Source organism: Hydrogenophaga sp. SL48, assembly GCF_021729865.1.
Lineage (GTDB): Bacteria > Pseudomonadota > Gammaproteobacteria > Burkholderiales > Burkholderiaceae_C > Hydrogenophaga.
The window spans coordinates 5,111,333-5,133,422 of record NZ_CP063400.1 but is presented as its reverse complement, the minus strand read 5'-3'; the positions used below and the strand labels follow the sequence as shown (position 1 = coordinate 5,133,422).

Below are 22,090 nucleotides of genomic sequence, written 5' to 3'. Positions count from 1 at the left end.
CTTTCGGGGTTGTTCCAACACCAACGGTCTTGGATGGCCTCATGCCGTGACGCTGCCGCCCGGCACAAGCCCACCACACCCGGGCGCCCCCTACAGGGGAGCGCCCGAATTCTTGCGATTACGCCGAGATGGTCTGGGTGTCCACGCGGACGCCCACGCCCATCGTCGACGACACCGCCACCTTGCGCAGGTACACACCCTTGCTGGTGGCCGGCTTGGACTTGTTCAGCGCGTCAATCAGTGCGGCCAGGTTGCCCTGGAGCTTGTCGGTGTCGAACGAACGACGACCGATGGTGCCGTGGATGATGCCCGCCTTGTCGACACGGTACTGAACCTGACCGGCCTTGGCATTGCGCACGGCCTGTGCCACGTCGGGCGTGACGGTGCCGACCTTGGGGTTGGGCATCAGGCCACGGGGACCCAGCACTTGACCCAGGGTACCCACGATGCGCATGGCATCGGGGGAGGCAATGACGACGTCGAAGTCCATCTTGCCGGCCTTGATTTCAGCGGCCAGGTCGTCCATGCCGACGATGTCGGCACCGGCGGCCTTGGCTTCTTCGGCCTTGGCACCCTGCGCGAACACGGCCACGCGCTTGGTCTTGCCGGTGCCGTTGGGCATCACGACAGCACCACGCACCACCTGGTCGGACTTCTTCGCATCCACGCCGAGCTGGATCGCCACGTCGATGGACTCATCGAACTTGGCGTTGGCGCATTCCTTGATGATCGCGAGAGCATCGGCCAGCGGGTACAGCTTGTTGCTGTCGACCTTGCCTTCAAAGGCCTTCTGTTTTTTGGTCAGCTTGGACATTTACACGCCCTCCACAATCACGCCCATCGAGCGGGCCGAACCGGCGATGGTGCGCACGGCGGCGTCCACATCGGCAGCGGTCATGTCTTTCATCTTGGTCTTCACGATCTCTTCGAGCTGAGCGCGCGTGATCTTGCCGACCTTTTGCTTGTTGGGCACCGGAGAACCCTTGTCGAGCTTGATGGCCTTCTTGATCATGTAGGTCGCCGGGGGCGTACCCATCTTGAAGGTGAAGCTCTTGTCCGCAAAGGCGGTGATGGTCACCGGGATCGGCATGCCGGGCTCAAGACCCTGAGTCTGGGCGTTGAACGCCTTGCAGAACTCCATGATGTTGAGACCGCGCTGACCCAGGGCGGGACCGATGGGTGGGGATGGGTTGGCCTTACCAGCTGGCACTTGCAGCTTGATGAAGCCGACGATTTTTTTCGCCATTTTTTAGCTCCTGCGAGTGCAGACGGCCGCCATCAAGACAACCTCCTCGCGTTGGGGGGACCCGGAAACATCAAATGGTGCAGGCGTCGGGCCGACCCGCCTGCACCACGACAGCGTCAGGTCTTTTCGACCTGACTGAATTCGAGTTCGACGGGGGTGGCGCGACCAAAAATGGTCACCGACACGCGCATCTTGTTCTTTTCGTAGTTGACCTCTTCGACCGTGCCGTTGAAGTCGGTGAACGGACCTTCCTTGACCCGCACGTACTCGCCCACGATGAACTCCACCTTGTGGCGAGGCTTGTCGGTGCCTTCCTGCATCTGGTTGACGATCTTCTGGACGTCTTCCTCGGAGATCGGGGCCGGGCGATTCTTTGCGCCACCCACAAAACCCGTCACCTTGTTGGTGTGCTTCACCAGGTGCCAGGTTTCATCGTCCATCACCATTTCCACCAGCACGTAGCCCGGGAAGAATTTGCGTTCGGTGGTGCGCTTCTGGCCGTTCTTGACCTCGACCACCTCTTCGGTCGGCACAAGGATGCGACCAAACTTGCTCTGCATGCCTTCGCGGTTGATGCGCTCGACGATGTTGCGCTCGGCAGCCTTCTCCATGCCAGAGTAAGCATGCACCACGTACCAGCGCATACCCTCTGCGGCGACACCATCGGTCACTGGGCTCTGTTGATCACTCATTATTTTCTCCAACCCAGAATCACGTCGTAAAACAGCCATTCAACCGTTTTATCGGTCAGCCACAGAAACAGCGCCATGACAAACACAAAGGCAAACACATAGGCCGTCATCTGCATTGCCTCTTTGCGGGCCGGCCACACCACCTTTTTGGTTTCGCGCCAAGCGTCGCGACCAAAGGCCACCAGCTGCCTGCCCGACTCGGACACGCCAAACACCGCCACCGCAGCGACCACACCAACGATCAGGGCCGCCCATTGGGCCAATGCACCCTTGCCCGACAGCAGGTAAAAGGCCACAAAGGCACCCAACAGCAGCGCTGCAGCACCCGCCAGCTTGGCCTTGTCGGCACTGGTGTTGACGGTTTGAACTTCGGAAGTGGCCATGAGGATCCAGATGATTCTTGACAAAAACGCGCAAAAAGAGCCGCGAGGCTCCAGACACGCAAGCCCACCAGAGGTCTTGACGACTTCGGCGGGCTTGTAAACACCACAGAACAGAGCAGATTCAGGTCGGGATCAACTCCCTTTGCTTGCCTGTTCGATGGCAGGGGCAGTAGGAATCGAACCTACAACCTTCGGTTTTGGAGACCGACGCTCTGCCAATTGAGCTATACCCCTACTGGCTATTCATCCTTTGGCGCCACCGGTTCGCCGTCGCGAACCCGCAGCACCCGAGACTTCAATCCTTACGCAATGATCTTGGCGACGACACCAGCGCCGACGGTACGACCACCTTCGCGGATGGCGAAGCGCAGGCCTTCTTCCATGGCGATGGGGTTGATCAGCTTGACCGTGATCGACACGTTGTCACCCGGCATCACCATCTCTTTGCCTTCAGGCAGCTCGATGGCACCGGTCACATCCGTCGTGCGGAAGTAGAACTGCGGGCGGTAGTTGTTGAAGAACGGCGTGTGACGGCCACCTTCGTCCTTGGACAGCACGTAGATCTCGCCGGTGAAGTGCGTGTGCGGCTTGATCGAGCCGGGCTTGCACAGCACCTGGCCGCGCTGCACGTCTTCGCGCTTGGTGCCGCGCAGCAAGATACCAACGTTGTCGCCAGCCTGACCCTGGTCCAGCAGCTTGCGGAACATTTCCACGCCCGTGCAGGTGGTCTTCTGGGTGTCGGCGATACCGACGATCTCGATTTCTTCGCCGACCTTGATGATGCCGCGCTCGATACGACCGGTCACGACGGTGCCGCGACCCGAGATGGAGAACACGTCTTCCACAGGCATCAGGAAGGCACCGTCCACAGCGCGCTCAGGCAGGGGAATGTAGGTGTCCAGCGCTTCGGCCAGCTTCATGATGGCCTCTTCGCCCAGCGGACCCTTGTCGCCTTCGAGGGCGAGCTTGGCCGAGCCGTGCACGATGGGGGTCTTGTCGCCGGGGAAGTCGTACTTGTCGAGCAGCTCGCGCACTTCCATTTCAACGAGTTCGAGCAGTTCGGCGTCGTCCACCATGTCGCACTTGTTCAGGAACACGATGATGTAAGGCACGCCCACCTGGCGGGCCAGCAGGATGTGCTCGCGGGTCTGGGGCATGGGACCGTCAGCGGCCGAGCACACCAGGATGGCGCCATCCATCTGGGCAGCGCCGGTGATCATGTTTTTCACATAGTCAGCGTGGCCGGGGCAGTCAACGTGGGCGTAGTGGCGGTTGGCCGTCTCGTATTCCACGTGGGCGGTGTTGATGGTGATGCCGCGGGCTTTTTCTTCCGGAGCCGCATCGATCTGGTCGTAGGCCTTGGCCGCGCCGCCAAACTTGGACGCCAGCACCGTGGTGATGGCCGCCGTCAGCGTCGTCTTGCCATGATCCACGTGGCCAATGGTGCCCACGTTCACGTGCGGCTTGGTCCGCTCAAATTTCTCTTTTGCCATTTTTCAGCTCCAAAATCAAAATTGCCGAAACACCAGAACAAATATGGTGCCCTTGGCGGGAATCGGACCCGCGACCTCTCCCTTACCAAGGGAGTGCTCTACCACTGAGCCACAAGGGCCAAGACACCTGATCAAGGATCAGACACCCCAGAAAATCTCATCGCCGCCCCAAGGACGGACATCACAACCCACAAACATGGAGCGGGAGACGGGAATCGAACCCGCGTGATCAGCTTGGAAGGCTGGAGTTCTACCATTGAACTACTCCCGCCCGAACCCTTTCGGAACAACCCGAAACATTCAGAGCGCTTTGATTCCAATCGCTCGCACATCAAAAAGGCTGCTGGTGGAGGGGGCTGGATTCGAACCAGCGTACGCGTTAGCGGGCAGATTTACAGTCTGCTGCCTTTAACCACTCGGCCACCCCTCCGTAATGCAGCCCAACATTATGCCACGGTTTTTGCCGCGATGTCAGCTTCCTCCGCTGACTGCCAAGCGACTTCAGGCAAGCCCCCGGCACGCAACCAGCGATTGGCCTCGCCAAAGTGGCCACAACCCAGGAACGGGACAGGGCCGCGACTCGCCGACAAGGGCGACGGGTGGTTGGAACACAACACGAGGTGGCGCCCGCGGTCGATGTCCTGCGCCTTCTTCTGCGCATGAGCACCCCAGAGCATGAAGACCTTGGGCAGACCGAATCCGCTGCAGCGGCGGATCACGGCGTCAGTGAGCACCTCCCAACCTTGACCAGCGTGGCTGGCGGGCCGTCCATCCTCCACGGTCAGACAGGTATTGAGCAACAGCACCCCCTGGCGCGCCCAGCCAACCAGCGAGCCGCTCCCTGGCGCCGGCAGGCCCAGGTCGCGCCGTTGCTCTTTGAAGATGTTGCGCAGGCTCGGCGGCACCTTGACCCCCGCCGCGACCGAAAACGCGAGACCCTCGGCCTGCCCGGGGCCGTGGTAGGGGTCCTGCCCCAGGATCACCACCCGAACCTCCTCCGGGGCCGTCAGTTCCAGCCCCCGGAGCGGTTGTGGTGGATACACCACGGCACCCTGATTCAAGCGTTGGCGCAAAAACACCACGAGCGCCCGCCCAGCCTCGGAGCACCAGAAATCAGCGAGCACATCGGCCCAGCCCGGATCGGCCGCCCATGTGCCCGGGTCTGCGTGCCGGAGCCGATCGACACCCGCCAGCGGCGCGGCCGCATCCCAGTCAAAAGCGGCCTGTGTCACGGCCACTCAGGCAAACAACTCGGCCAACGCCAACCCGGGCTCAGGCGCGCGCATGAAAGCCTCGCCCACCAGGAAGGCGTGCACGCCCGCAGCACGCATCTTCGTGACGTCGTCACGGCCCAGAATGCCCGACTCGGTGACCAGCAGGCGGTCGGCCGGTACGTCGGAAAGCATGTCCAGCGTGGTCTGCAGCGTCACCTCAAACGTTCGCAGGTTGCGGTTGTTGATGCCGAGCAGCGGCGTCTTGAGCTTCAACGCACGCTGCAGTTCGGCACGGTCGTGCACCTCGACCAGCACCGCCATGTTCAGGCCCAGCGCCAGCGCTTCCAGATCGGCCATCTGCACGTCGTCCAGACAGGCGGCAATCAGCAGGATTGCGTCGGCCCCCATGGATCGGGCTTCGTACACCTGGTAGGGGTCCACCATGAAGTCCTTGCGCAGCACCGGCAGGTCGCAACTGGCGCGGGCCTGCTTCAGGTAGTCCGAACTGCCCTGGAAGAACTGCTTGTCGGTCAGCACCGACAGGCAGGCCGCGCTGACCTTGCCATCACCTTCGGCGTAGCTCTGGGCGATGTCGGCCGGGATGAATTCTGCGCGCAGCACACCCTTGCTCGGGCTCGCTTTCTTGATCTCGGCGATCACCGCGGCCTGACCGGCGGCATTTTTTTTCCGCAAGGCGCCTTCGAAGTCGCGCGTGAGCACACGGCTTTCGGCATCGAAACGCACCATGTCGAGCGGCTTCTTGCGCTGGGCCGCGGCGATCTCTTCGTGCTTGACGGCCACGATCTTGTTCAGGATGTCGCTCATGATCTTTTGTTTTCCTGGGGTGGTGGCGCTTGCAGCACCTTCTTGATAACGCGGTGCATCAACACACCGGCCACGATGAACAGCAACGAGATGCCGATGGCAATCCAGGCGCCTTCGTTTTGCAGCCAGACAGGCATGGCGGGTCTCAGGGGCCGGTGCTGGCCGTGGCGGTCTGGGTGAAATCGGTCAGCTCGCGCAGCTTCTGGGCGGCGGCACCGGACTCGATGGCGCGGCGTGCCAGCGCGATGCCCTCCTTGATGTCCGCGGCCACGTTGGCGGCGTACAGCGCCACACCGGCGTTGAGCGCCACGATGTCTTTCGCGGCCTTGAGGGCCGGGTCATCGCTGTTGCCCAACACGCCCATCAGCATCGCCTTGGAGTCCTCGGGCGTCTCCACCCGCAAGGTGCGGCTGCTGGCCATGGTCATGCCGAAGTCTTCCGGATGCACCTCGTATTCGGTGATCTCGCCTTGCTTCAACTCGCCCACCATGGTTCCCGCGCCGAGCGACACCTCGTCCATGCCGTCGCGACCATAGACCACCACGGCGTGTTCGGCCCCCAGGCGCTGCAGCGCGCGCACCTGGATGCCCACCAGATCGGGGTGGAACACGCCCATCAGGATGTTGGGCGCCGAGGCCGGGTTGGTGAGCGGCCCCAGGATGTTGAAGATGGTCTTCATGCCCAGCTCGCGGCGCACCGGCGCCACGTTCTTCATGGCCGGGTGGTGGTTCGGCGCGAACATGAAGCCCACGCCCACCTGTTCGATGCAACGCGAGATCTGCCCGGGGGAGAGATTGATGTTGACGCCCAGGCTCTCCAGCACGTCGGCGCTGCCGCTCTTGCTGGACACGCTGCGCCCGCCGTGCTTGCTGACCTTGGCGCCCGCCGCAGCCGCAACAAACATGGAGCAGGTGGAGATGTTGAAGGTGTGCGAGCCGTCGCCACCGGTGCCCACGATGTCCACCAGGTGCGTCTTGTCGGCCACGTTCACCTTGGTGGAGAACTCGCGCATCACCTGCGCGGCGGCGGTGATCTCGCCGATGGTTTCCTTCTTCACGCGCAGGCCGGTGATGAGGGCCGCCATCATCACCGGCGACATCTCGCCGCTCATGATCAGGCGCATCAGGTGCAGCATCTCGTCATGGAAGATTTCGCGGTGTTCGATGGTCCGCTGCAGTGCTTCCTGCGGGGTAATCTTGTGGGTGTGGGGCATGGGTGTCTCCAGGGGTCAGCGAGAAGGATTGTCCGACAGGGCCAGCTTCAGGCCAAAGCCGACGAACATCGCGCCGGCGGCGCGGTCCATCCAGTGCATGGTGCGCTGCACGGCGCTCACACGGCCGGCGGCCCAGCCGGCGAGCCAGGCGTAACCGAAGTTGATCGGCAACGAGTTGAGGTTGAACAGCAGGCCCAGCAGCAGGAAGGCCGTCACCTTGTCTTCGGTGCCGGGCGCGATGAACTGCGGCACGAAGGCCAGGAAAAACAGCGCGACCTTGGGGTTGAGCACGTTGGTGAAGAAACCGCGCCGGTAGATGCGCCGAAGGTCGGTTGGGACTTTGATCTGAGTGGCATCGGCTGGCACCACCGACGAACCGCCCTTGGCCAGCAGCAACTTGATGCCCATCCACACCAGGTAGGCGGCGCCGATCCACTTGAGCACGGTGAAGGCGGTGGCCGAGGTGGCGAGCAGCGCGCTCACACCGAGCGCCGCCGCGAACACGTGAACGAAGCAGCCGCTGACGATGCCCAGCGCGGCCACGATGCCGGCGCGCACGCCGCTCTTGAGCGCGTTGCTCACGATGTAGAGCACATCGGGGCCGGGCGTGAGGTTGAGCAGGCAGCCTGCCGCGATGAACACCAGGAGTTGCGGGGTGTCTGGCACGGTGCGCTCCTGTCGAGTGTTCAGTACGGACCGGTGCGCGAGGCGCTGGCCGGCGCTGCGGGGGCCTCGGCGAAGAAGCGGCGCACGGTGGCGATGGCGTGATCAATGCCCGCCGTGTCCACATCGAGGTGGGTCACGAAGCGCAGGCCGATCAGGCCTGTGGCCAGCACGCCGTGGGCTCTCAGGAAGTCCAGCAACGCCGGCCCACGGCCTTCGGCGACATCGACGAACACGATGTTGGTCTGCGCCGAGCGAACCGCCAGACCCTCGATGCCTTGAAGGCCTTCCGCGAGCCGTCGCGCATTGGCATGGTCATCGGCGAGCCGGTCCACGTGCTGGTCCAGTGCGTGCAGTGCGCAGGCAGCCAGCAGCCCCGCCTGGCGCAACCCGCCACCGGCCATCTTGCGAAGGCGGCGGGCGCTCTGGATCAGCTCCTGCGAACCACACAGCGCGGAGCCCACCGGCGCGCCCAGGCCCTTGCTGAAACAGACCGAGAGGCTGTCGAACTGGTCGGCGATCTCGCGCAGGCGGTCGAAGGTGCCCTGCCCTGCCGAGGCCGAGGCGACCGCCGCATTGAACACCCGAGCGCCATCCAGGTGCGTGGCCAGCCCGTGTTCGCGCGCCAGCGCCGTGGCGTCCCGCAGGTACTCATCGGGCATCACATGGCCGTTCCAGGTGTTCTCCAGGCACAGCAGACGGGTGCGGGCGAAGTGCGGATCGTCCGGCTTGATGGCTGCGGCGATGTCCGACAGCGCCATGCGACCCTGTGCGTCCTGCACCAGCGGCTGCGGCTGCACACTGCCGAACACCGCCGCGCCACCGCCTTCGTAGCGGTAGGTGTGGGCCAGTTGGCCCACGATGTACTCGTCGCCCCGGCCACAGTGCGCCAGGATGCCGCAGAGGTTGCTCTGAGTCCCCGAGGGCATGAACAGCGCGGCCTCTTTGCCGGTGAGGGCCGCGATGCGGTCCTGCAGCGCGTTGACCGTCGGGTCGTCGCCGAACACGTCGTCGCCCAGGGGCGCGGCCATCATGGCCGCGCGCATCGCCTCGGTCGGCTGTGTGACGGTGTCGCTGCGCAGATCAATGGTCTTCATGCGGTCTGCTCCAGGAAATTCTTCAGCATCGCGTGCCCGTGCTCGGTGAGGATGCTCTCGGGGTGGAACTGCACGCCCTCAATCGCCAGGGTCTTGTGCTTCACGCCCATGATCTCGCCGTCGGGCGTCCAGGCGGTGACCTTCAGGCAGTCGGGGCAAGACTCGCGCTGAATGGCCAGCGAGTGGTATCGGTTGACCGTGAACTGCTCGGGCAGATCGGCGAACACGCCTTCCTGCGTGGTGGTGATGACGCTGGTCTTGCCGTGCATGAGCTCCTGCGCACGGATGATCTTGCCGCCGAAGGCCGCGCCGATGGCCTGGTGGCCCAGGCACACGCCGAGGATGGGCAGCTTGCCCGCGAAGTGCTGGATGGCCGCCACCGAGATGCCGGCTTCTGCCGGCGAGCAAGGGCCGGGCGAAATCACCAGACGGTCCACCTGCCCCGCGTCCACACGGCGCTGGATCTCGTCGACAGAGATCTCATCGTTGCGGACCACGGTCACGTCGGCGCCGAGTTCACCGAAGTACTGCACGATGTTGTAGGTGAAAGAGTCGTAGTTGTCGACCATCAACAACTTGACGCCCCCACGCTCCCCCGCTGCGCGAGGTCCGCTGCCCCCCAAGGGGGCTTGAACGCCTTGGGGCGGCCCGGCGTCGTTCATGTGTTGGATTTTGTTGCTCATGACGTTTACTCCAGCCCTTCTTCCACCAGCTCCGCCGCACGCAGCAACGCGCGGGCTTTGTGTTCGGTTTCCCTCCACTCCATCTCGGGAATGGAGTCGGCCACGACCCCCGCGGCCGCCTGCACGTAGAGCATCTGGTCCTTGATGATGCCGGTGCGGATGGCGATCGCCACGTCCATGTCACCGGCGTAGCTGAGGTAGCCACAGGCGCCGCCGTAGAGGCCGCGTTTGGTGGGTTCGAGCTGGTCGATCAGCTCCATCGCGTGCACCTTGGGCGCGCCGGTCAGCGTGCCGGCCGGGAAGGTGGCTTTCAGCACGTCCATGTTGGTCATGCCGTCCACCAGTGTGCCTTCGACGTTGCTCACGATGTGCATCACATGGCTGTAGCGTTCCACCGCGAAGGCCTCGGTCACCTTGACGCTGCCGATTTTCGCGATGCGGCCGATGTCGTTGCGTGCCAGGTCGATCAGCATCACGTGTTCGGCGCGCTCTTTCGGATCGTTCACCAGTTCGATCTCGGTCGCCTTGTCCTTCTCGGGCGTGGCGCCGCGCGGGCGTGTGCCGGCGAGCGGCCGGATGATGACTTTCTGTCCCCCGTCGACCTGCTCCTGGCGCACCAGGATCTCGGGCGACGCGCCCACCACATGGAAGTCGCCGAAGTGGTAGTAATACATGTAGGGGCTGGGGTTCAGCGAACGCAGCGCGCGGTACAGGCTCAGCGGGCTTTCGGTGTAGCGCTTCTTGATGCGCTGGCCCACCTGCACCTGCATGAAGTCGCCGCCGGCGATCAGCTCCTTGGCGCGCTCCACCGCGGCGATGTAGTCGGCCTTGGCGAAGTCCCGCTCGGCCGGGTAGCTCTGGCTGGGCTTGACCACCGGCGCGCTCACCGAATACTTCAGCGCCTCTTTCAGCTCGCGCACCCGCTTCTTGGCGTTGGCGTAGGCCTCGGGCTGGGCTGGATCGGCGTAGACGATCAGGTAGAGCTTGCCCGAAAGGTTGTCGATGACGGCCAGCTCCTCGCACTGCAGCAGCAGGATGTCGGGGCAACCCAGGGTGTCGGGCGGACAGGTGTTTTCGAGCTTCTTCTCGATGTAGCGCACCGCGTCATAACCGAAATAACCGGCCAGGCCGCCACAAAACCGCGGCAGGCCGGGCCGCAGCGCGACCTTGAAGCGCTGCTGGTAGGCGGCGATGAAGTCCAGCGGGTTGCCGTGGTTCGTCTCGACCACCACGCCGTCACGCACCACCTCGGTGTGGGCTTCGGCGCCGAAGCCGCTGGCGCGCAGCAGCGTGCGCGCGGGCAGGCCGATGAAGCTGTAGCGGCCGAAGCGCTCGCCGCCGACGACGGATTCGAGCAGGAAGCTGTGTTTGCCGTCACCGCGCCCGTGGGCGAGCTTCAGGTACAGCGAGAGCGGGGTTTCGAGGTCCGCGAAGGCCTCGGCCATCAGCGGGATGCGGTTGTAGCCCTGGCTGGCCAGGCTCTTGAATTCGAGTTCGGTGATCATGTTCAGACGCTCCATCGGCCTCTTGCTGCGCCGCAGCGGGCGAAACCGTTTTTCTGGGGTGCCCGGTCAGGCGCGCTGCCGGGTTCGGGGGCTGGGGTGGCGCGGACGGGGATCGCCTGGGGCGGGCCGGGGTCCGCGCACCCCGGGGGGAGTGCACGTTTACGCTGGCTTGCGCCAGGGCCAGGCTCCCCGGCCATTGCGGCTCGGCAGACCACCTGTGAAGGATGTGCGTGGGATGAACATGGGGCCAAAGTGTAGCAAAGCCGGCGGGAAAAACCGGTCACCCGCCCACTGCACGCTTTGGTTCTACGGTTGAACCCTGTTGTGGGACACCGCACGGCAGGTCAGAATCTGCATTTTCGAACGACCGTTCTATTTTCTTCCACCTTTGCCGCCACCGGCCCGAGGCCCTGCCATGAAGACCCACACCCAGCTGCTTCCCTCCCGGTTCGCCGCCACGATGGCCCTGGCATGGGCCCTGGGGCTGGCACAGGGCCCGGCGAACGCCGCCACCGTCGACGTGGCCGGCGTCAAACTGGAGGACCGGATCACCGTCAACAACGCCCCCTTGCAGCTCAACGGGGCCGGCGTGCGCTACAAGGCGGTGTTCAAGGTGTACACCGCCGGCCTGTACCTGAGCGCCAAAGCCGACACGCCGGAAGCGGTGCTGACCGCCCCCGGCCCCAAACGCATGACCATCACCATGCTGCGTGACATCGACTCGACCGAACTCGGCAAGCTGTTCTCCCGGGGCATGGAAGACAACATGGAGCGAAGCGCCTTCTCCAAACTCATCCCCGGCGTGCTGCGCATGAGCCAGGTGTTCAGCAACCACAAGGTGCTCAAGACCGGCGAGACCTTCTTGATCGACTGGGTGCCGGGCACGGGCACGGTGCTCACCATCAAGGGCCAGGTGGAAGGTGAGCCGTTCAAGGAGCCCGAGTTCTTCAACGCACTCATGCGCATCTGGCTCGGCCCGAAGCCGGCCGACTGGCTGCTCAAGGACGCTCTGCTGGGGATCAAGAAGTGAGCGGTTGCTCGCCAATCTGATCCAGTGCTGGTGACAGGTCGGCCAGCGAATCCAGCAGCAGATCGTGCGGTGCGTTGGCGATCGGGTCGCCGTGGTTGTAGCCATAGGTGACCAGCACCACCGGACAGCCCGCCGCACGCGCGGCCATGCCGTCGTTCTGTGAGTCACCCACCATCAGCGTCTGCGCAGGCAGCGTGCCCAGTGCCTCGCAGGTTTTCAGCAGCGGCAGCGGGTCGGGTTTCTTGCGCTCGAAGCTGTCGCCACCGAACACCTGCTGGAAGAACCCGCTCAGGCCTTTGAGGTCGAGCAGCGCCCGCGCAAACGCCAGCGGCTTGTTGGTCAGGCAGGCCATGGGCAGGCCCGATGCCTGAAGTTGTTGCAGCCCCGCCAGCACCCCGGGGTACACGGCCGAATGTTGGCCGTTGATGAACAGGTAGTGGTGCTGGTAGCGTTCCAGCGCCAGCTCGCTCACCTGGTCGCGCGGCCAGCCCAGCGCCATGGCACCCGACGCCGCCACCTCGGGCAGCGCCAGCTGGTGCTCCAGCACGGTGCGCACCAGGTGTTCGGAGCCCTTGCCCACCGAGCGCTCGACCAGGGCGCGGTCCACGGGCGGCAGGCGCAGGTCGTCCAGGGTGTGGTTGAGCGCGACCACGAAGTCGCCCAGGGTATCGACCATCGTGCCGTCGAGATCGACGATGACGGCCTTGATGCCAGCCAGCATCAGGCCAACGCCTTGCGCATGTCATCGATCACGCTCTTGTAGTCCGGCTTGCCGAAAATCGCGCTGCCGGCCACGAAGGTGTCGGCGCCCGCGTCGGCCACGCGGCGGATGTTGTCGGCCTTGATGCCGCCGTCCACTTCGAGGCGGATGTCCTTGCCACTGGCCTCGATGCGTTTGCGTGCGGCTTCGATCTTTCGCAGCGCGGAGTCGATGAAGCTCTGTCCACCGAACCCCGGGTTGACGCTCATGATCAGGATCAGGTCGATGTCGTCGATCAGGTAGTCCAGCACGTCCAGCGGCTCGGCCGGGTTGAAGGTGAGGCCGGCCTTGCAGCCCCTGGCCTTGATCGCCTGCACGCTGCGGTGCACATGGGCGCTCGCATCGGGGTGAAAGCTCACCAGGTCGGCGCCGGCGTCGATGAAGGCACCCGCGAGCGCGTCCACCGGCTGGATCATCAGGTGCACGTCGATCGGCACCGGCATGCCGTCGGGTTTCTTGGCGTGGGGTTTCAGCGCCTGGCAGACCATGGGCCCGAAGGTCAGGTTGGGCACGTAGTGGTTGTCCATCACGTCAAAGTGAACCCAGTCGGCGCCGGCGGCGATGACGTTTTTCACTTCCTCGCCCAGGCGAGCGAAGTCGGCGGACAGGATGGACGGGGCGATGCGGTAGGTGCTCATGGTGGGGCGTCGGAAGGATGACCGGGGGAATGGAGGCCGCATTTTCGCAGGCCGGCGCAGAAATGCGGCGTCGCGGTAACATGCCTCCCATGTCGAAACACCAGTTCACCTGCGAGGTCGAGCCGCAATACCTCAGCGAGCAATCCATGCCTGAAGAGGATGTGTACGCCTTCGCTTACACCATCACGGTCACCAACACCGGCGAGGTGACGGCGCAGCTGATTTCGCGCCACTGGATCGTGGAAGACGCACGGGGCCACACCGAAGAGGTCAAGGGCCTGGGGGTGGTCGGCAACCAGCCACTGCTGCGCCCGGGCGAGTCGTTTCAATACACCAGCGGCACCCGCCTGAGCACGCGCTCGGGCAGCATGCGCGGCAGCTTTTTCTGCGTTGGCGAAGACGGCGAACGCTTTGAAGCCGAGGTGCCGGCGTTTGCGCTGGTGGCCGACGGCGGTCTCGGTGGCGAAGCGCCCCCGCGCGTGCTCCACTGACCCCCCGGCCCGTGACCCACCGCATGGATCTGGTTCACCTGCTGGACTCCCTGGACCCGGACGCGCCGCTGGCGCAACGCCACCTCTGGTTGATCGACCTGCTGCGATGGGTGCGCGGCGATGCCCACGACGTGCAGACCAGCGTGGCCCGCGTGCGGCTGCTGCTTGATGCAGCCCAGGCGCGACCCGAATGGCTGACCCGCTGGCGCCAATGGTGGAACCGCTTCACCGACACCGTGGACCTCACCCCGCTGCTGGCGGACTTTGGTTTTGCACCGCGGACCGCCTTCCTCAGCGAGTTCGGCCACCGCCTGCGCCGCAAGATGCTGCCCGGCACGCCCGAGACCACCGACCTGAGCGAACTGTTTGGCCTGCTGCTGCCCGACCGCTTCGACGTGCGCTGGATCCAGGCGCTGGACACCGACACCCTGAAACGCCTGCGCGCCCTGCTGCTCTCACCCCCCGAAACGGAGGCCGCCCCCAACCACTGGCAAGACGCCTTGCTGGACGCGTTGACCTTCAGCATCAGCCAGGTCAGTGCCACCGGTTTTGCCTCGGAAATCCGCACCCGCATGTCGCCGGAGGCGCTCGCCGAGCGCCATTTCCACGCGCTGCCGGCGCATTTCGAGCACCTGCGGCGGGCGGTGCTCACCCAGGGCGCGCGCAGCGAAGCCGCCCACGCAGCCGCCGACATGCTCTCCGCCCAGCTTGAGGCCTGCCGCGAGGCGGCCCAGACGGTGTACTCGCACCTCGAAGCGCACGGCGTGTCCGTCGGCATCGTGTTCCGGCTGCGCCAGCTCAGCGAACGCATCCTGCGCATCCGCCAATTGCTCGACTGCATGCTGGCCGAACAGACCGAGCGCGCCACCGCCGCCCTGGTGGCCGACCTGGTGCAGGTCGGCCAGGACAACCGCAGCATCCGGGCCCTGATCGCCAGCAGCTCGCACCTCACCGCCGCCAAGGTGGCCGAGCGCAGCGCCGAAAGCGGCGAGCACTACATCACCCGCGACGCCGCCGAATACCGACAGATGCTGGGCAAGGCGGCCGGCGGCGGCGCCCTGATCGGGCTCACCACCTGGGTCAAGTTCCTGCTGGTCGGGCTGGGCCTCTCGGCCTTCTGGGACGGGTTCGCCGCCGGCATCAACTACGCCTTCTTCTTCGTGCTGGTGCAGCTGCTGCACCTGACCGTCGCGACCAAGCAGCCGGCCGTCACGGCCCCGGCCATGGTGGCCAAGCTGCGCGAGATCCGCCAGCCCGGTGCGGTGCGGCGCTTTGTCGACGAGGTGGCCCACCTGCTGCGCTCGCAGATCGCGGCGATTCTCGGCAACGTGGGCCTGGTGGTGCCCGTGGTCATGCTGATCAGCGCCGGGCTCAGCGTGTCCGCCGGTGAGTCCATGATCGGCGCCGAGAAGGCCCACCACGTGCTGCACGACCTGAACCTGTTCGGTCCCACCGTGCTGTTCGCCGCCTTCACCGGGGTGCTGCTGTTTGCCTCCAGCATCATCGCCGGCTGGGTCGAGAACTGGTTCGTGTTCCACCAGCTGGACTCGGCCATGCGCCACAACCCCAGATACACCCGCTGGCTCGGCCGCGACCGCGCCGACCGCTGGGCCACCTTCATGCGCGCCAACATCTCGGGCCTGGCCGCCAACATCTCGCTCGGCCTGATGCTCGGTCTGGTGCCGGCGTTTGCCGGGTTCTTCGGCCTGGGGCTGCAGGTGCGCCACGTCACCCTGTCGGCCGGTCAGGTGGCCGCGGCGGCGATGGCGCTGGGCGCGGATGTGTGGCGCGAGCCCGCGTTCTGGTGGGCCTTGGCCGGCGTGGCGGCCGTCGGGCCGCTCAACCTCGCGGTGAGTTTTTACCTGGCGTTCCGGCTCGCGCTGCGCGCGCAGAACATCAACGCCGCGCACCGCGGCCGCATCTACGCGGCCATCCGCCACCGCCTGCGCCATGCACCCCTGAGCTTCCTGCTGCCGCCGCGCGCCGAGACCGAGCCACCGCCCGACGCGAGCGACGACGCCATCGGGAACGACGGGGGAACCCCGTCGCTGGGTCGCTCCCGTGGGTGAATTCGAGCTGATCCGGCGCCACTTCCAGCGCGCCGCCGGCGGGCCGTCGGTGGCCCTGGGCATCGGCGACGACTGCGCCCTGCTCAACCCCAGCCCAGGCCACCAGCTCGCCATCTCCAGCGACATGCTGGTCGAGGGGCGCCACTTCTTTCCCGACGTTCACCCGCAGGCCCTCGGCCACAAGGCGCTTGCCGTCAACCTGAGCGACCTGGCGGCGATGGGCGCGCGCCCGCTGGGCTTCACCCTGGCGCTGGCCCTGCCGCACGCCGACGAGGCCTGGCTGCGTGGTTTCTCGGACGGTCTGCTGTCCCTGGCCGACGCCCACGCCTGCCCGCTGGTCGGCGGTGACACCACACGCGGTCCGTTGAACATCTGCATCACCGTGTTCGGCGAGGTGCTGCCGGGCCGGGCGCTGCGGCGCGACGCGGCACGGCCCGGCGACGACCTCTACCTGAGCGGTCGCACCGGCGAGGCACGGCTGGCACTGGAGCGGCAACGCGGCACGCCCTGGGCCTCCGCAGCCACGCCAGACGACGGCTGCCGCGATCGGCTGGAGCGGCCCACGCCCCGGCTGACGCTGGGCCGGGCGCTGGCCGGTCTGGACGGGTGGGAAGGCAGAGCACCGGCCGCCATCGACCTCAGCGACGGCCTGGCCGGCGACCTGGGGCACATCCTGCGGGCCAGCGGCGTGGGCGCGGAGATCCGCCTGACCGATCTGCCCGTCGCGCCGCCGCTGCGCGGCTTGCCCGAGGCCCAGCGGCTGGAGTGCCTGCTGCACGGCGGGGATGACTACGAGCTGCTGTTCACCGCGCCGCCCTCGGCGCGCGACGCCATCGCGGCGGCGGGCACCGCGAGCCAGACCCCGGTGCAGCGCATCGGCACGATCACGCCCCAGGTCGGGCTGCGCCTGATTCGACCCGACGGCGTTGCCGAGCCCCTGAACGCCACCGGCTTCGACCACTTCACCTGAACCGCAGCCCCCGGCGGCGTGCGAGGCAGGTTTCATAATCGGTCCATGTCCGACACCCTGGCACCGCCCGCCCCTGCCCCCGCTTCCGGCCCAGTGCTGCGGCCCACGCTGCGCTTCATGCTCGCGCACCCGGCCCACGTCATCGCGCTCGGCGCGGGTTCCGGCCTGTCCCGCGTGGCGCCGGGCACGGTGGGCACCCTCTGGGCCTGGGCCGCTTTCGTGGTGTTGCAGCCCTTCATGAGCGATGGGGGCTGGGCGGCGCTCATCGCCCTCGGCACGCTGATCGGCTGGTGGGCCTGCACGGTGACGGCCCGCCACATGCGCATCGCCGACTCGGGCCACATCGTGTGGGACGAGGTGGTCGCGTTCTGGCTGGTGCTGTGGCTGGTGATGCCCGCCGGCTTCTGGGGTCAGCTGGTCGCGTTCGCACTCTTCCGCCTGTTTGACGCGGTGAAATTCGGCCCCATGGCCTGGGCCGACCGGGCCTTCAAGGGTTTCGGTCCGCGCGGCGGCTTCGGCATCCTGCTGGACGACTTTGCCGCGGCCGGCTGCACCCTTCTTGTCATCGCCCTCTGGAAGTACTGACATGCCCACCATCCCCCAACTGGTCGAACAGCTCGCCACCGAACTCAAGGCGCGGGGCCAGTTCATGGCCACGGCCGAGAGCTGCACCGGCGGGCTGATCGCCGGCGCCTGCACCGAGATCAGCGGGTCGAGCGACTGGTTCGAGCGCGGCTTCGTCACCTACTCCAACGCCGCCAAGAGCGAGCTGCTGGGCGTGCCGGCGGCGCTCATCGACGACCACGGCGCGGTGAGCGAGCCGGTGGCGCGCGCCATGGCGGCGGGCGCGGTGGTCAATGCGCACGCGCACTGGTCGGTGGCGGTGACCGGCATCGCCGGCCCCACCGGTGGCAGCGTGGAAAAACCGGTGGGCACGGTGTGGTTCGGCTGGGCCACGCCCGAAGGCGTGTTCACCGAACACCGGCGTTTCGACGGCGACCGCGCTGCCGTGCGCCGCGCCACCGTGGCGCACGCGCTGACCGGTCTGCTCAACCGCCTGCGCTCAGGCGCCTGAGCGCCAGGTCCGGGCCAGCCCCTCGGCACAGGGCGTGGGCCTCAGGCCGAACGCCTGTTCGATCTTGCCGCTGTGAAAACGGTAGCCGTGTTGGTACTGGTACATCATCTCGTCGTTCTCGCGCAGCACGGGCACGAACCAGCCCATGGCCTGGAGCAGCCAGCGCGGCGCCACCTGCAGGCGGTCGGGCTGGTCGGCCAGCGCGCACGCGACGTGCGCCAGCGCGCGCCCGGTCACCGGGCCGCCGTCCATGGTCTGCGCGGTGGGCAGGTGCCAGGTCTGGCCGAATGCCCCGGGGGCCTGACCCAGCGCGGCCAGCGCGCGGCCCGCATCCGGCGTGAACGTGAAAGTGTGGGCAAGATCGGGGTTGCCCACCCACTGCGGCGCTTTGCCCGCTCGCAGGCGCGCGAAAAACACCGCCTCCAGCAGGCTGAGCCGGGCGCCCGGCCCGTAGAAGTCGGCCGAACGCGCGATCAGGGCCTGCAGTTCGCCGCGGCGCACCGCGTCCAGCAGCGTGGTGGCGATGGCGGCGCGCACCTCACCCTTGCGGCTGCAGGGGTTGAACGGCGTGGCCTCGGTCATGGCGCCGTCCACGCGCCCATAGGCATAGACGTTGTCGAAAAACACCAGGCGCGCGCCGTGGCGGCGACAGGCGTTGATGGCGTTCTGCATCACGCGCGGCCACTGCGCCTGCCAGACGGCGGCGCTGTAGGGCAGGCCGGCCACCAAGTACACCACCTCGCTGCCCGCGACCGCGTCGGCGGTGGCGCGCTCGTCCAGCAGGTCGGCGGTCTTCAACTCGTCAGTGGCTTGCACCGCGGCGGGGTGGCGGCCCACCTGGCGGATGCGCCGCCCGTCGCGCGCCAGTTGCAGCGACAGCTCGCGGGCGATCACGCCGCCCGCGCCGAGGATGGTGTGCAGGCCGGAGCCCGGGGGAGAAGCGGTGTGCGGTGCAGGCATGCGGCCATTGTGGACACCCCCGCCGGGCGGCACAATCCACCAGGCGCGCACGGCCGTTATGCAATTTTGAACATGTCCGATTTCAACTGGCAGCTGATCCCTTCGTTCCTCGCGGCCCACCAGCACGGCAGCCTGCTGGGCGCGGCGCGGGCGCTGGGCATCAGCCAGCCCACGGTGGGGCGCCATGTGTCGGCGCTCGAAGCGCAGCTGGGCACGCCGCTGTTCGAGCGCACCGGCCGGGGGTTGGTGCCCACCCCCGCCGCCGCCCGGCTGGCCGACGCGGCGCGGGCCATGGAGACCGGCGCGCAGACGCTGATGCGCGGCGCGCAACAGGCGCAGGCCACGCTCTCGGGCACCGTGCGCCTCTCGGCCAGCCAGCCGGTGGCCTGCTTTCTGTTGCCGCCGCTGCTGGCCCGGTTGCGCACCGAGCTGCCCGGCGTCCAGATTGAGCTGGTGGTGAGCAACGCGGTGAGCGACCTGCTGAAGCGAGAGGCCGACATCGCGATCCGCATGCTGCGCCCGACCCAGGGCACGCTGGTGGCGCGGCGCATCGGGCAGGTCGGCGTGAGCGCCTGCGCCCACCGCGACTACCTGGCCCGGCGCGGCGTGCCGCAGCAACCGGCGGACCTGCTGCAACACGAGCTGGTGGGCAACGACAAGGTGCAAGAGATTTACCACGGGTTCGCCGCCCTGGGCCACCCGGTGGGGCCCGAACAGTTCGCCCTGCGCACCGACGACCTGATCGCCTACTGGGCCGCTGTGCGCGCGGGCCTGGGCATCGGTTTTGTCGCCAGCTACCTGCTGCGCAACGACCCGGACCTGGTGCCCGTGCTGCCCGACCTGCCGATACCCTCGCTCCCGGTCTGGCTGGTGGTGCACCGCGAGATCCGGAGCAGCCGCCGCATGCGCGCCGTGTTGGACTTTCTGGCGCGTGAACTCCCGCCCTTCCTCTGAACCCATCCCCAAATGGAACCCTTCAAGAACCTCATCAACGCCGGCACCGTTCAACGCGCCGGCCAGCACCTGCAACGCGTGTGGCCGGCGTTCGACCGCCCCGGCTTTGAGCAGCGCGCAGCCCATGGCCTGGACGCACTCGAATTCAAGGCCCGCGCCATGCAGCTGGCCGATGCGCTGCAGGCCACGCTGCCCGCCGACTTCGGCAAAGCGGCGAGCGTGCTCGAAGCCAGCCTCGCGCCGCCGATCCCGCTGGACGCCCAGGGCGAACCCGCGGGCCTGAGCGAGGCGCAGAGCGACCTTGGCCTCTCAGGCTGGGTGGTGTGGTCGATGGGCGAGTTCGTGGCGCGGCAGGGCATGGCCGACGTGCCGCGCGCGCTGCGCTGCCTGCACGCGCTCACGCAGCGTTTTTCGGCCGAGTTCGCGATCCGCCCGTTCATCCAGCGGCACCCTGAGACCAGCCTGGCCACCATCCGCACCTGGGTGGACGACCCGAGCGCGCACGTGCGCCGCCTGGTGAGCGAAGGCTCGCGCCCGCGCCTGCCCTGGGGCCTTCGGCTGCAGGCGCTGGTGGCCGACCCGGCGCCCACGCTGCCGCTGCTGCTCGCGCTGCAGGACGACCCCAGCGCCTACGTGCGCCGCAGCGTGGCCAACCACCTGAACGACATCGCCAAGGACCACCCCGATCTGGTGGCGCAATGGGTGCGAGAGCACCTGCCCACCGCCAGCCCCCAGCGCAGCGCCCTGCTGCGCCACGCCAGCCGCGGCCTCGTCAAACAGGGCCACGCCCCCACGCTGGCGGCCTGGGGGCTGGGGCACGGCCTGAACGGCGACGCGGCGCTGGCCCTGACGGCGACCGAAGCGAAGGTGGGCGGCGACATCGGCCTGGCCGTGAACCTGCGCTCGCGCAGCCCCCGGCCGCAGACCCTGGTGATCGACTACGTGGTGCACCACGTGCGCGCCAACGGCGGCACCAGCCCCAAGGTGTTCAAGGGCTGGAAACTCGAACTCGCTGCCCACGGCGAGCACGCGCTCAGCAAACGCCACAGCCTGCGCCCTGTGACCACCCGCACCCTGTACCCGGGCCGGCACCGCATCGAGGTCCAGGTCAACGGGCAGGTCTGCGCTGGCGCGGACTTTGAACTGTTGCCCTGAGCCCGCACGCTGGAGAGGTCGGGCGGCACGCGGCAGGCCAAAACCCGGTGCCGCCTTCTTCAGCCGGGTTCAGGCGCCGTGACACTTCTTGTATTTCTTGCCGCTGCCGCAGGGGCAAGGGTCGTTGCGGCCGGGTTCGACCGCCTTGCGCGCCGGCTCCACCCTGGGGCCCAGGCTCTGCCAGAGCTGGCGCAGGTCGTACACCGCCCAGATCGCGGCGCCGAACGCATTGAGCCGCTCGTCGCTCACGCTGGGCGGACCGTCTTCGTCGTGCATGCAGACCGTGGGCGGGTCGGTGTCGTCTTCGGTCAGCGCCACGATCGCGTCCAGCGCGTCGTTCAGCATCTCGGCGGCCTCCTTGTCGCGCGGCTCCGCCCATTCTTCCGACCAGTTCTCGACCACGAACATGAAACCCAGCGCCCAGACCTGCGCAAACGCGGGCAACTCCTGGCCTTCCAGCTCGGTGCGCTCGGCCTCGGGCAGCCCCCACACCGCGCCGCGCACGTCCATCACCTCGGGGTGGTAGGCGCGCTCGTCCTCCAGCGACTCGACGCTGGCGGACAGCGAAGCCGACACCTCGGCCCAGCGGCGCGTCCACAGCGTCATGAACTGCGCGTGTTGCGCCTCGTCGGCGAACCAGGTGTCGCCCTCCTCGCCGCTGGCCACACCGGGCTGGCTGTCGCCGGTGCCGAGCAGCAGCGGCAAAAACTCGTCGGGCAACACCAGGCGGCGGGTGCACAGCAGCGCGGCGATGGCGCCTTCGCAGAACTCCCACTGCGGCACGTCCTCGCCGCGCGTGCGCAGGTCGTCGAGGATCGCATCGAGGGCGTCGAAATCGACGTTGTCCATGGGAAGGGGCTGGGTTTCGGTGGTCATGGTGGTCCAGGCGGGGTCTTCAGAAGCGGGCCAGTGTAGCCGCGAGGCGGCAGCCAAAGCCCCCGGGATCAACCTCTCAAGCCGTTCAAGCGGGTTGG

General features: G+C 66.9%; 25 protein-coding genes and 4 tRNA genes. 8 read left to right on the top strand and 21 right to left on the bottom strand.

All coding sequences use genetic code 11. From position 1 onward, the window contains the following. Nucleotides 1-118: 118 nt before the first annotated feature. The 17 genes from rplA to trpE form a co-directional block, all read right to left on the bottom strand. Nucleotides 119-814 (bottom strand): 50S ribosomal protein L1, encoded by a 696-nt coding sequence (gene rplA, locus IM738_RS24495; protein ID WP_236963610.1) that lies wholly within the window; start codon nucleotides 812-814, stop codon nucleotides 119-121. Further along, nucleotides 815-1,246 (bottom strand): 50S ribosomal protein L11, encoded by a 432-nt coding sequence (rplK, locus tag IM738_RS24490; RefSeq protein ID WP_077333067.1) that lies wholly within the window; start codon nucleotides 1,244-1,246, stop codon nucleotides 815-817. 116 nt (nucleotides 1,247-1,362) lie between these two features. Next, nucleotides 1,363-1,938, bottom strand: a complete 576-nt coding sequence (gene nusG, locus IM738_RS24485; protein ID WP_077333061.1) for a transcription termination/antitermination protein NusG — start codon at nucleotides 1,936-1,938, stop codon at nucleotides 1,363-1,365. Beyond that, nucleotides 1,938-2,321 (bottom strand): preprotein translocase subunit SecE, encoded by a 384-nt coding sequence (gene secE, locus IM738_RS24480; protein ID WP_236963609.1) that lies wholly within the window; start codon nucleotides 2,319-2,321, stop codon nucleotides 1,938-1,940. The genes nusG and secE overlap by 1 nt, the downstream gene beginning before the upstream one ends. A gap of 158 nt (nucleotides 2,322-2,479) precedes the next feature. Continuing rightward, nucleotides 2,480-2,555, bottom strand: a tRNA-Trp gene (locus IM738_RS24475). A 68-nt stretch (nucleotides 2,556-2,623) separates the two neighbouring features. Beyond that, the gene (tuf, locus tag IM738_RS24470; protein WP_236963341.1) at nucleotides 2,624-3,814 is read right to left on the bottom strand and encodes an elongation factor Tu; all 1,191 of its coding nucleotides are present in this window, start codon (nucleotides 3,812-3,814) and stop codon (nucleotides 2,624-2,626) included. Nucleotides 3,815-3,858: 44 nt separating this feature from the next. Beyond that, nucleotides 3,859-3,933, bottom strand: a tRNA-Thr gene (locus IM738_RS24465). A 78-nt stretch (nucleotides 3,934-4,011) separates the two neighbouring features. Continuing rightward, nucleotides 4,012-4,085: transfer RNA gene (locus IM738_RS24460), tRNA-Gly, on the bottom strand. Between the two features lie 73 nt (nucleotides 4,086-4,158). Next, nucleotides 4,159-4,244: transfer RNA gene (locus tag IM738_RS24455), tRNA-Tyr, on the bottom strand. A 16-nt stretch (nucleotides 4,245-4,260) separates the two neighbouring features. Beyond that, on the bottom strand, nucleotides 4,261-5,007 hold the full coding sequence (locus tag IM738_RS24450) for a uracil-DNA glycosylase (RefSeq protein WP_272907878.1): 747 nt from the start codon (nucleotides 5,005-5,007) through the stop codon (nucleotides 4,261-4,263). A gap of 45 nt (nucleotides 5,008-5,052) precedes the next feature. Next, nucleotides 5,053-5,853: an indole-3-glycerol phosphate synthase TrpC gene (gene trpC, locus IM738_RS24445; protein WP_236963608.1), complete on the bottom strand. Its 801-nt coding sequence runs from the start codon at nucleotides 5,851-5,853 to the stop codon at nucleotides 5,053-5,055. After that, nucleotides 5,850-5,990 carry a hypothetical protein gene (locus tag IM738_RS24440; protein ID WP_236963607.1) on the bottom strand — a complete coding sequence of 47 codons (141 nt, stop codon included), beginning with the start codon at nucleotides 5,988-5,990 and terminating at the stop codon, nucleotides 5,850-5,852. Before IM738_RS24440 ends, trpC begins: the two co-directional genes overlap by 4 nt. A gap of 8 nt (nucleotides 5,991-5,998) precedes the next feature. Further along, a complete protein-coding gene (gene trpD, locus IM738_RS24435; protein WP_236963606.1) occupies nucleotides 5,999-7,066 on the bottom strand; it encodes an anthranilate phosphoribosyltransferase in 1,068 nt (355 codons plus the stop codon). Between the two features lie 15 nt (nucleotides 7,067-7,081). Further along, nucleotides 7,082-7,732 carry a LysE family translocator gene (locus IM738_RS24430; RefSeq protein WP_236963605.1) on the bottom strand — a complete coding sequence of 217 codons (651 nt, stop codon included), beginning with the start codon at nucleotides 7,730-7,732 and terminating at the stop codon, nucleotides 7,082-7,084. A gap of 20 nt (nucleotides 7,733-7,752) precedes the next feature. Next, the gene (ltaE, locus tag IM738_RS24425) at nucleotides 7,753-8,826 is read right to left on the bottom strand and encodes a low-specificity L-threonine aldolase (RefSeq protein ID WP_236963604.1); all 1,074 of its coding nucleotides are present in this window, start codon (nucleotides 8,824-8,826) and stop codon (nucleotides 7,753-7,755) included. Continuing rightward, nucleotides 8,823-9,395: an anthranilate synthase component II gene (locus tag IM738_RS24420; protein ID WP_236966403.1), complete on the bottom strand. Its 573-nt coding sequence runs from the start codon at nucleotides 9,393-9,395 to the stop codon at nucleotides 8,823-8,825. The genes ltaE and IM738_RS24420 overlap by 4 nt, the downstream gene beginning before the upstream one ends. A 119-nt stretch (nucleotides 9,396-9,514) precedes the next feature. Next, the gene (gene trpE / locus IM738_RS24415; RefSeq protein WP_236963603.1) at nucleotides 9,515-11,014 is read right to left on the bottom strand and encodes an anthranilate synthase component I; all 1,500 of its coding nucleotides are present in this window, start codon (nucleotides 11,012-11,014) and stop codon (nucleotides 9,515-9,517) included. A 415-nt stretch (nucleotides 11,015-11,429) separates the two neighbouring features. Here trpE and IM738_RS24410 point away from each other — a divergent pair, with 415 nt between their 5' ends. Next, nucleotides 11,430-12,044, top strand: coding sequence for a chalcone isomerase family protein (locus tag IM738_RS24410; RefSeq protein WP_442908467.1), 615 nt, complete (start codon nucleotides 11,430-11,432; stop codon nucleotides 12,042-12,044). Here the strand turns inward: IM738_RS24410 and gph are convergent. Both gph and rpe read right to left on the bottom strand, forming a co-directional pair. Beyond that, nucleotides 12,034-12,765, bottom strand: a complete 732-nt coding sequence (gene gph, locus IM738_RS24405) for a phosphoglycolate phosphatase (RefSeq protein WP_236963602.1) — start codon at nucleotides 12,763-12,765, stop codon at nucleotides 12,034-12,036. The two genes, IM738_RS24410 and gph, sit on opposite strands and share 11 nt — an antisense overlap. Next, entirely contained in the window at nucleotides 12,765-13,442 is a 678-nt protein-coding gene (rpe, locus tag IM738_RS24400; protein ID WP_236963601.1) for a ribulose-phosphate 3-epimerase, read from the bottom strand. Before rpe ends, gph begins: the two co-directional genes overlap by 1 nt. Nucleotides 13,443-13,531: 89 nt before the next feature. On the opposite strand from rpe, the gene apaG reads away from it, so the two are divergent. Genes apaG through IM738_RS24375 form a run of 5 tightly spaced genes read left to right on the top strand, consistent with a single transcriptional unit; the run spans nucleotide 13,532 to nucleotide 18,047 of the window. Beyond that, nucleotides 13,532-13,933 carry a Co2+/Mg2+ efflux protein ApaG gene (apaG, locus tag IM738_RS24395; RefSeq protein WP_236963600.1) on the top strand — a complete coding sequence of 134 codons (402 nt, stop codon included), beginning with the start codon at nucleotides 13,532-13,534 and terminating at the stop codon, nucleotides 13,931-13,933. Nucleotides 13,934-13,956: 23 nt separating this feature from the next. After that, on the top strand, nucleotides 13,957-16,002 hold the full coding sequence (locus IM738_RS24390; RefSeq protein WP_236963599.1) for a site-specific recombinase: 2,046 nt from the start codon (nucleotides 13,957-13,959) through the stop codon (nucleotides 16,000-16,002). Then, nucleotides 15,995-16,972, top strand: coding sequence for a thiamine-phosphate kinase (thiL, locus tag IM738_RS24385; RefSeq protein ID WP_236963598.1), 978 nt, complete (start codon nucleotides 15,995-15,997; stop codon nucleotides 16,970-16,972). Before IM738_RS24390 ends, thiL begins: the two co-directional genes overlap by 8 nt. Before the next feature lie 45 nt (nucleotides 16,973-17,017). Further along, a complete protein-coding gene (locus tag IM738_RS24380; RefSeq protein ID WP_236963597.1) occupies nucleotides 17,018-17,557 on the top strand; it encodes a phosphatidylglycerophosphatase A family protein in 540 nt (179 codons plus the stop codon). 1 nt (nucleotide 17,558) lies between these two features. Next, on the top strand, nucleotides 17,559-18,047 hold the full coding sequence (locus IM738_RS24375; RefSeq protein ID WP_236963596.1) for a CinA family protein: 489 nt from the start codon (nucleotides 17,559-17,561) through the stop codon (nucleotides 18,045-18,047). On the opposite strand, the gene IM738_RS24370 is transcribed toward IM738_RS24375, so the two are convergent. Beyond that, nucleotides 18,036-19,007: an NAD-dependent epimerase/dehydratase family protein gene (locus tag IM738_RS24370; RefSeq protein WP_236963595.1), complete on the bottom strand. Its 972-nt coding sequence runs from the start codon at nucleotides 19,005-19,007 to the stop codon at nucleotides 18,036-18,038. The two genes, IM738_RS24375 and IM738_RS24370, sit on opposite strands and share 12 nt — an antisense overlap. A gap of 72 nt (nucleotides 19,008-19,079) precedes the next feature. On the opposite strand from IM738_RS24370, the gene IM738_RS24365 reads away from it, so the two are divergent. Together IM738_RS24365 and IM738_RS24360 are read left to right on the top strand one after the other, a co-directional pair. Further along, entirely contained in the window at nucleotides 19,080-19,961 is an 882-nt protein-coding gene (locus IM738_RS24365) for a LysR family transcriptional regulator (protein WP_336886540.1), read from the top strand. Nucleotides 19,962-19,973: 12 nt separating this feature from the next. Continuing rightward, nucleotides 19,974-21,116 carry a DNA alkylation repair protein gene (locus tag IM738_RS24360; RefSeq protein WP_236963593.1) on the top strand — a complete coding sequence of 381 codons (1,143 nt, stop codon included), beginning with the start codon at nucleotides 19,974-19,976 and terminating at the stop codon, nucleotides 21,114-21,116. A gap of 69 nt (nucleotides 21,117-21,185) precedes the next feature. On the opposite strand, the gene IM738_RS24355 is transcribed toward IM738_RS24360, so the two are convergent. After that, nucleotides 21,186-21,992: a UPF0149 family protein gene (locus tag IM738_RS24355; RefSeq protein WP_236963592.1), complete on the bottom strand. Its 807-nt coding sequence runs from the start codon at nucleotides 21,990-21,992 to the stop codon at nucleotides 21,186-21,188. Between the last annotated feature and the right edge of the window lie 98 nt (nucleotides 21,993-22,090).

Excerpts from the sequence above, each read along its gene's own strand:
- rplA (WP_236963610.1), bottom strand. The coding sequence starts at position 814 with ATGTCCAAGCTGACCAAAAAACAGAAGGCCTTTGAAGGCAAGGTCGAC.
- rplK (WP_077333067.1), bottom strand. The coding sequence starts at position 1,246 with ATGGCGAAAAAAATCGTCGGCTTCATCAAGCTGCAAGTGCCAGCTGGT.
- nusG (WP_077333061.1), bottom strand. The coding sequence starts at position 1,938 with ATGAGTGATCAACAGAGCCCAGTGACCGATGGTGTCGCCGCAGAGGGT.
- secE (WP_236963609.1), bottom strand. The coding sequence starts at position 2,321 with ATGGCCACTTCCGAAGTTCAAACCGTCAACACCAGTGCCGACAAGGCC.
- tuf (WP_236963341.1), bottom strand. The coding sequence starts at position 3,814 with ATGGCAAAAGAGAAATTTGAGCGGACCAAGCCGCACGTGAACGTGGGC.
- trpC (WP_236963608.1), bottom strand. The coding sequence starts at position 5,853 with ATGAGCGACATCCTGAACAAGATCGTGGCCGTCAAGCACGAAGAGATC.
- IM738_RS24440 (WP_236963607.1), bottom strand. The coding sequence starts at position 5,990 with ATGCCTGTCTGGCTGCAAAACGAAGGCGCCTGGATTGCCATCGGCATC.
- trpD (WP_236963606.1), bottom strand. The coding sequence starts at position 7,066 with ATGCCCCACACCCACAAGATTACCCCGCAGGAAGCACTGCAGCGGACC.
- ltaE (WP_236963604.1), bottom strand. The coding sequence starts at position 8,826 with ATGAAGACCATTGATCTGCGCAGCGACACCGTCACACAGCCGACCGAG.
- IM738_RS24420 (WP_236966403.1), bottom strand. The coding sequence starts at position 9,395 with ATGGTCGACAACTACGACTCTTTCACCTACAACATCGTGCAGTACTTC.
- trpE (WP_236963603.1), bottom strand. The coding sequence starts at position 11,014 with ATGATCACCGAACTCGAATTCAAGAGCCTGGCCAGCCAGGGCTACAAC.
- IM738_RS24410 (WP_442908467.1), top strand. The coding sequence starts at position 11,430 with ATGAAGACCCACACCCAGCTGCTTCCCTCCCGGTTCGCCGCCACGATG.
- gph (WP_236963602.1), bottom strand. The coding sequence starts at position 12,765 with ATGCTGGCTGGCATCAAGGCCGTCATCGTCGATCTCGACGGCACGATG.
- rpe (WP_236963601.1), bottom strand. The coding sequence starts at position 13,442 with ATGAGCACCTACCGCATCGCCCCGTCCATCCTGTCCGCCGACTTCGCT.
- apaG (WP_236963600.1), top strand. The coding sequence starts at position 13,532 with ATGTCGAAACACCAGTTCACCTGCGAGGTCGAGCCGCAATACCTCAGC.
- IM738_RS24390 (WP_236963599.1), top strand. The coding sequence starts at position 13,957 with ATGGATCTGGTTCACCTGCTGGACTCCCTGGACCCGGACGCGCCGCTG.
- IM738_RS24380 (WP_236963597.1), top strand. The coding sequence starts at position 17,018 with ATGTCCGACACCCTGGCACCGCCCGCCCCTGCCCCCGCTTCCGGCCCA.
- IM738_RS24375 (WP_236963596.1), top strand. The coding sequence starts at position 17,559 with ATGCCCACCATCCCCCAACTGGTCGAACAGCTCGCCACCGAACTCAAG.
- IM738_RS24370 (WP_236963595.1), bottom strand. The coding sequence starts at position 19,007 with ATGCCTGCACCGCACACCGCTTCTCCCCCGGGCTCCGGCCTGCACACC.
- IM738_RS24365 (WP_336886540.1), top strand. The coding sequence starts at position 19,080 with ATGTCCGATTTCAACTGGCAGCTGATCCCTTCGTTCCTCGCGGCCCAC.
- IM738_RS24360 (WP_236963593.1), top strand. The coding sequence starts at position 19,974 with ATGGAACCCTTCAAGAACCTCATCAACGCCGGCACCGTTCAACGCGCC.
- IM738_RS24355 (WP_236963592.1), bottom strand. The coding sequence starts at position 21,992 with ATGACCACCGAAACCCAGCCCCTTCCCATGGACAACGTCGATTTCGAC.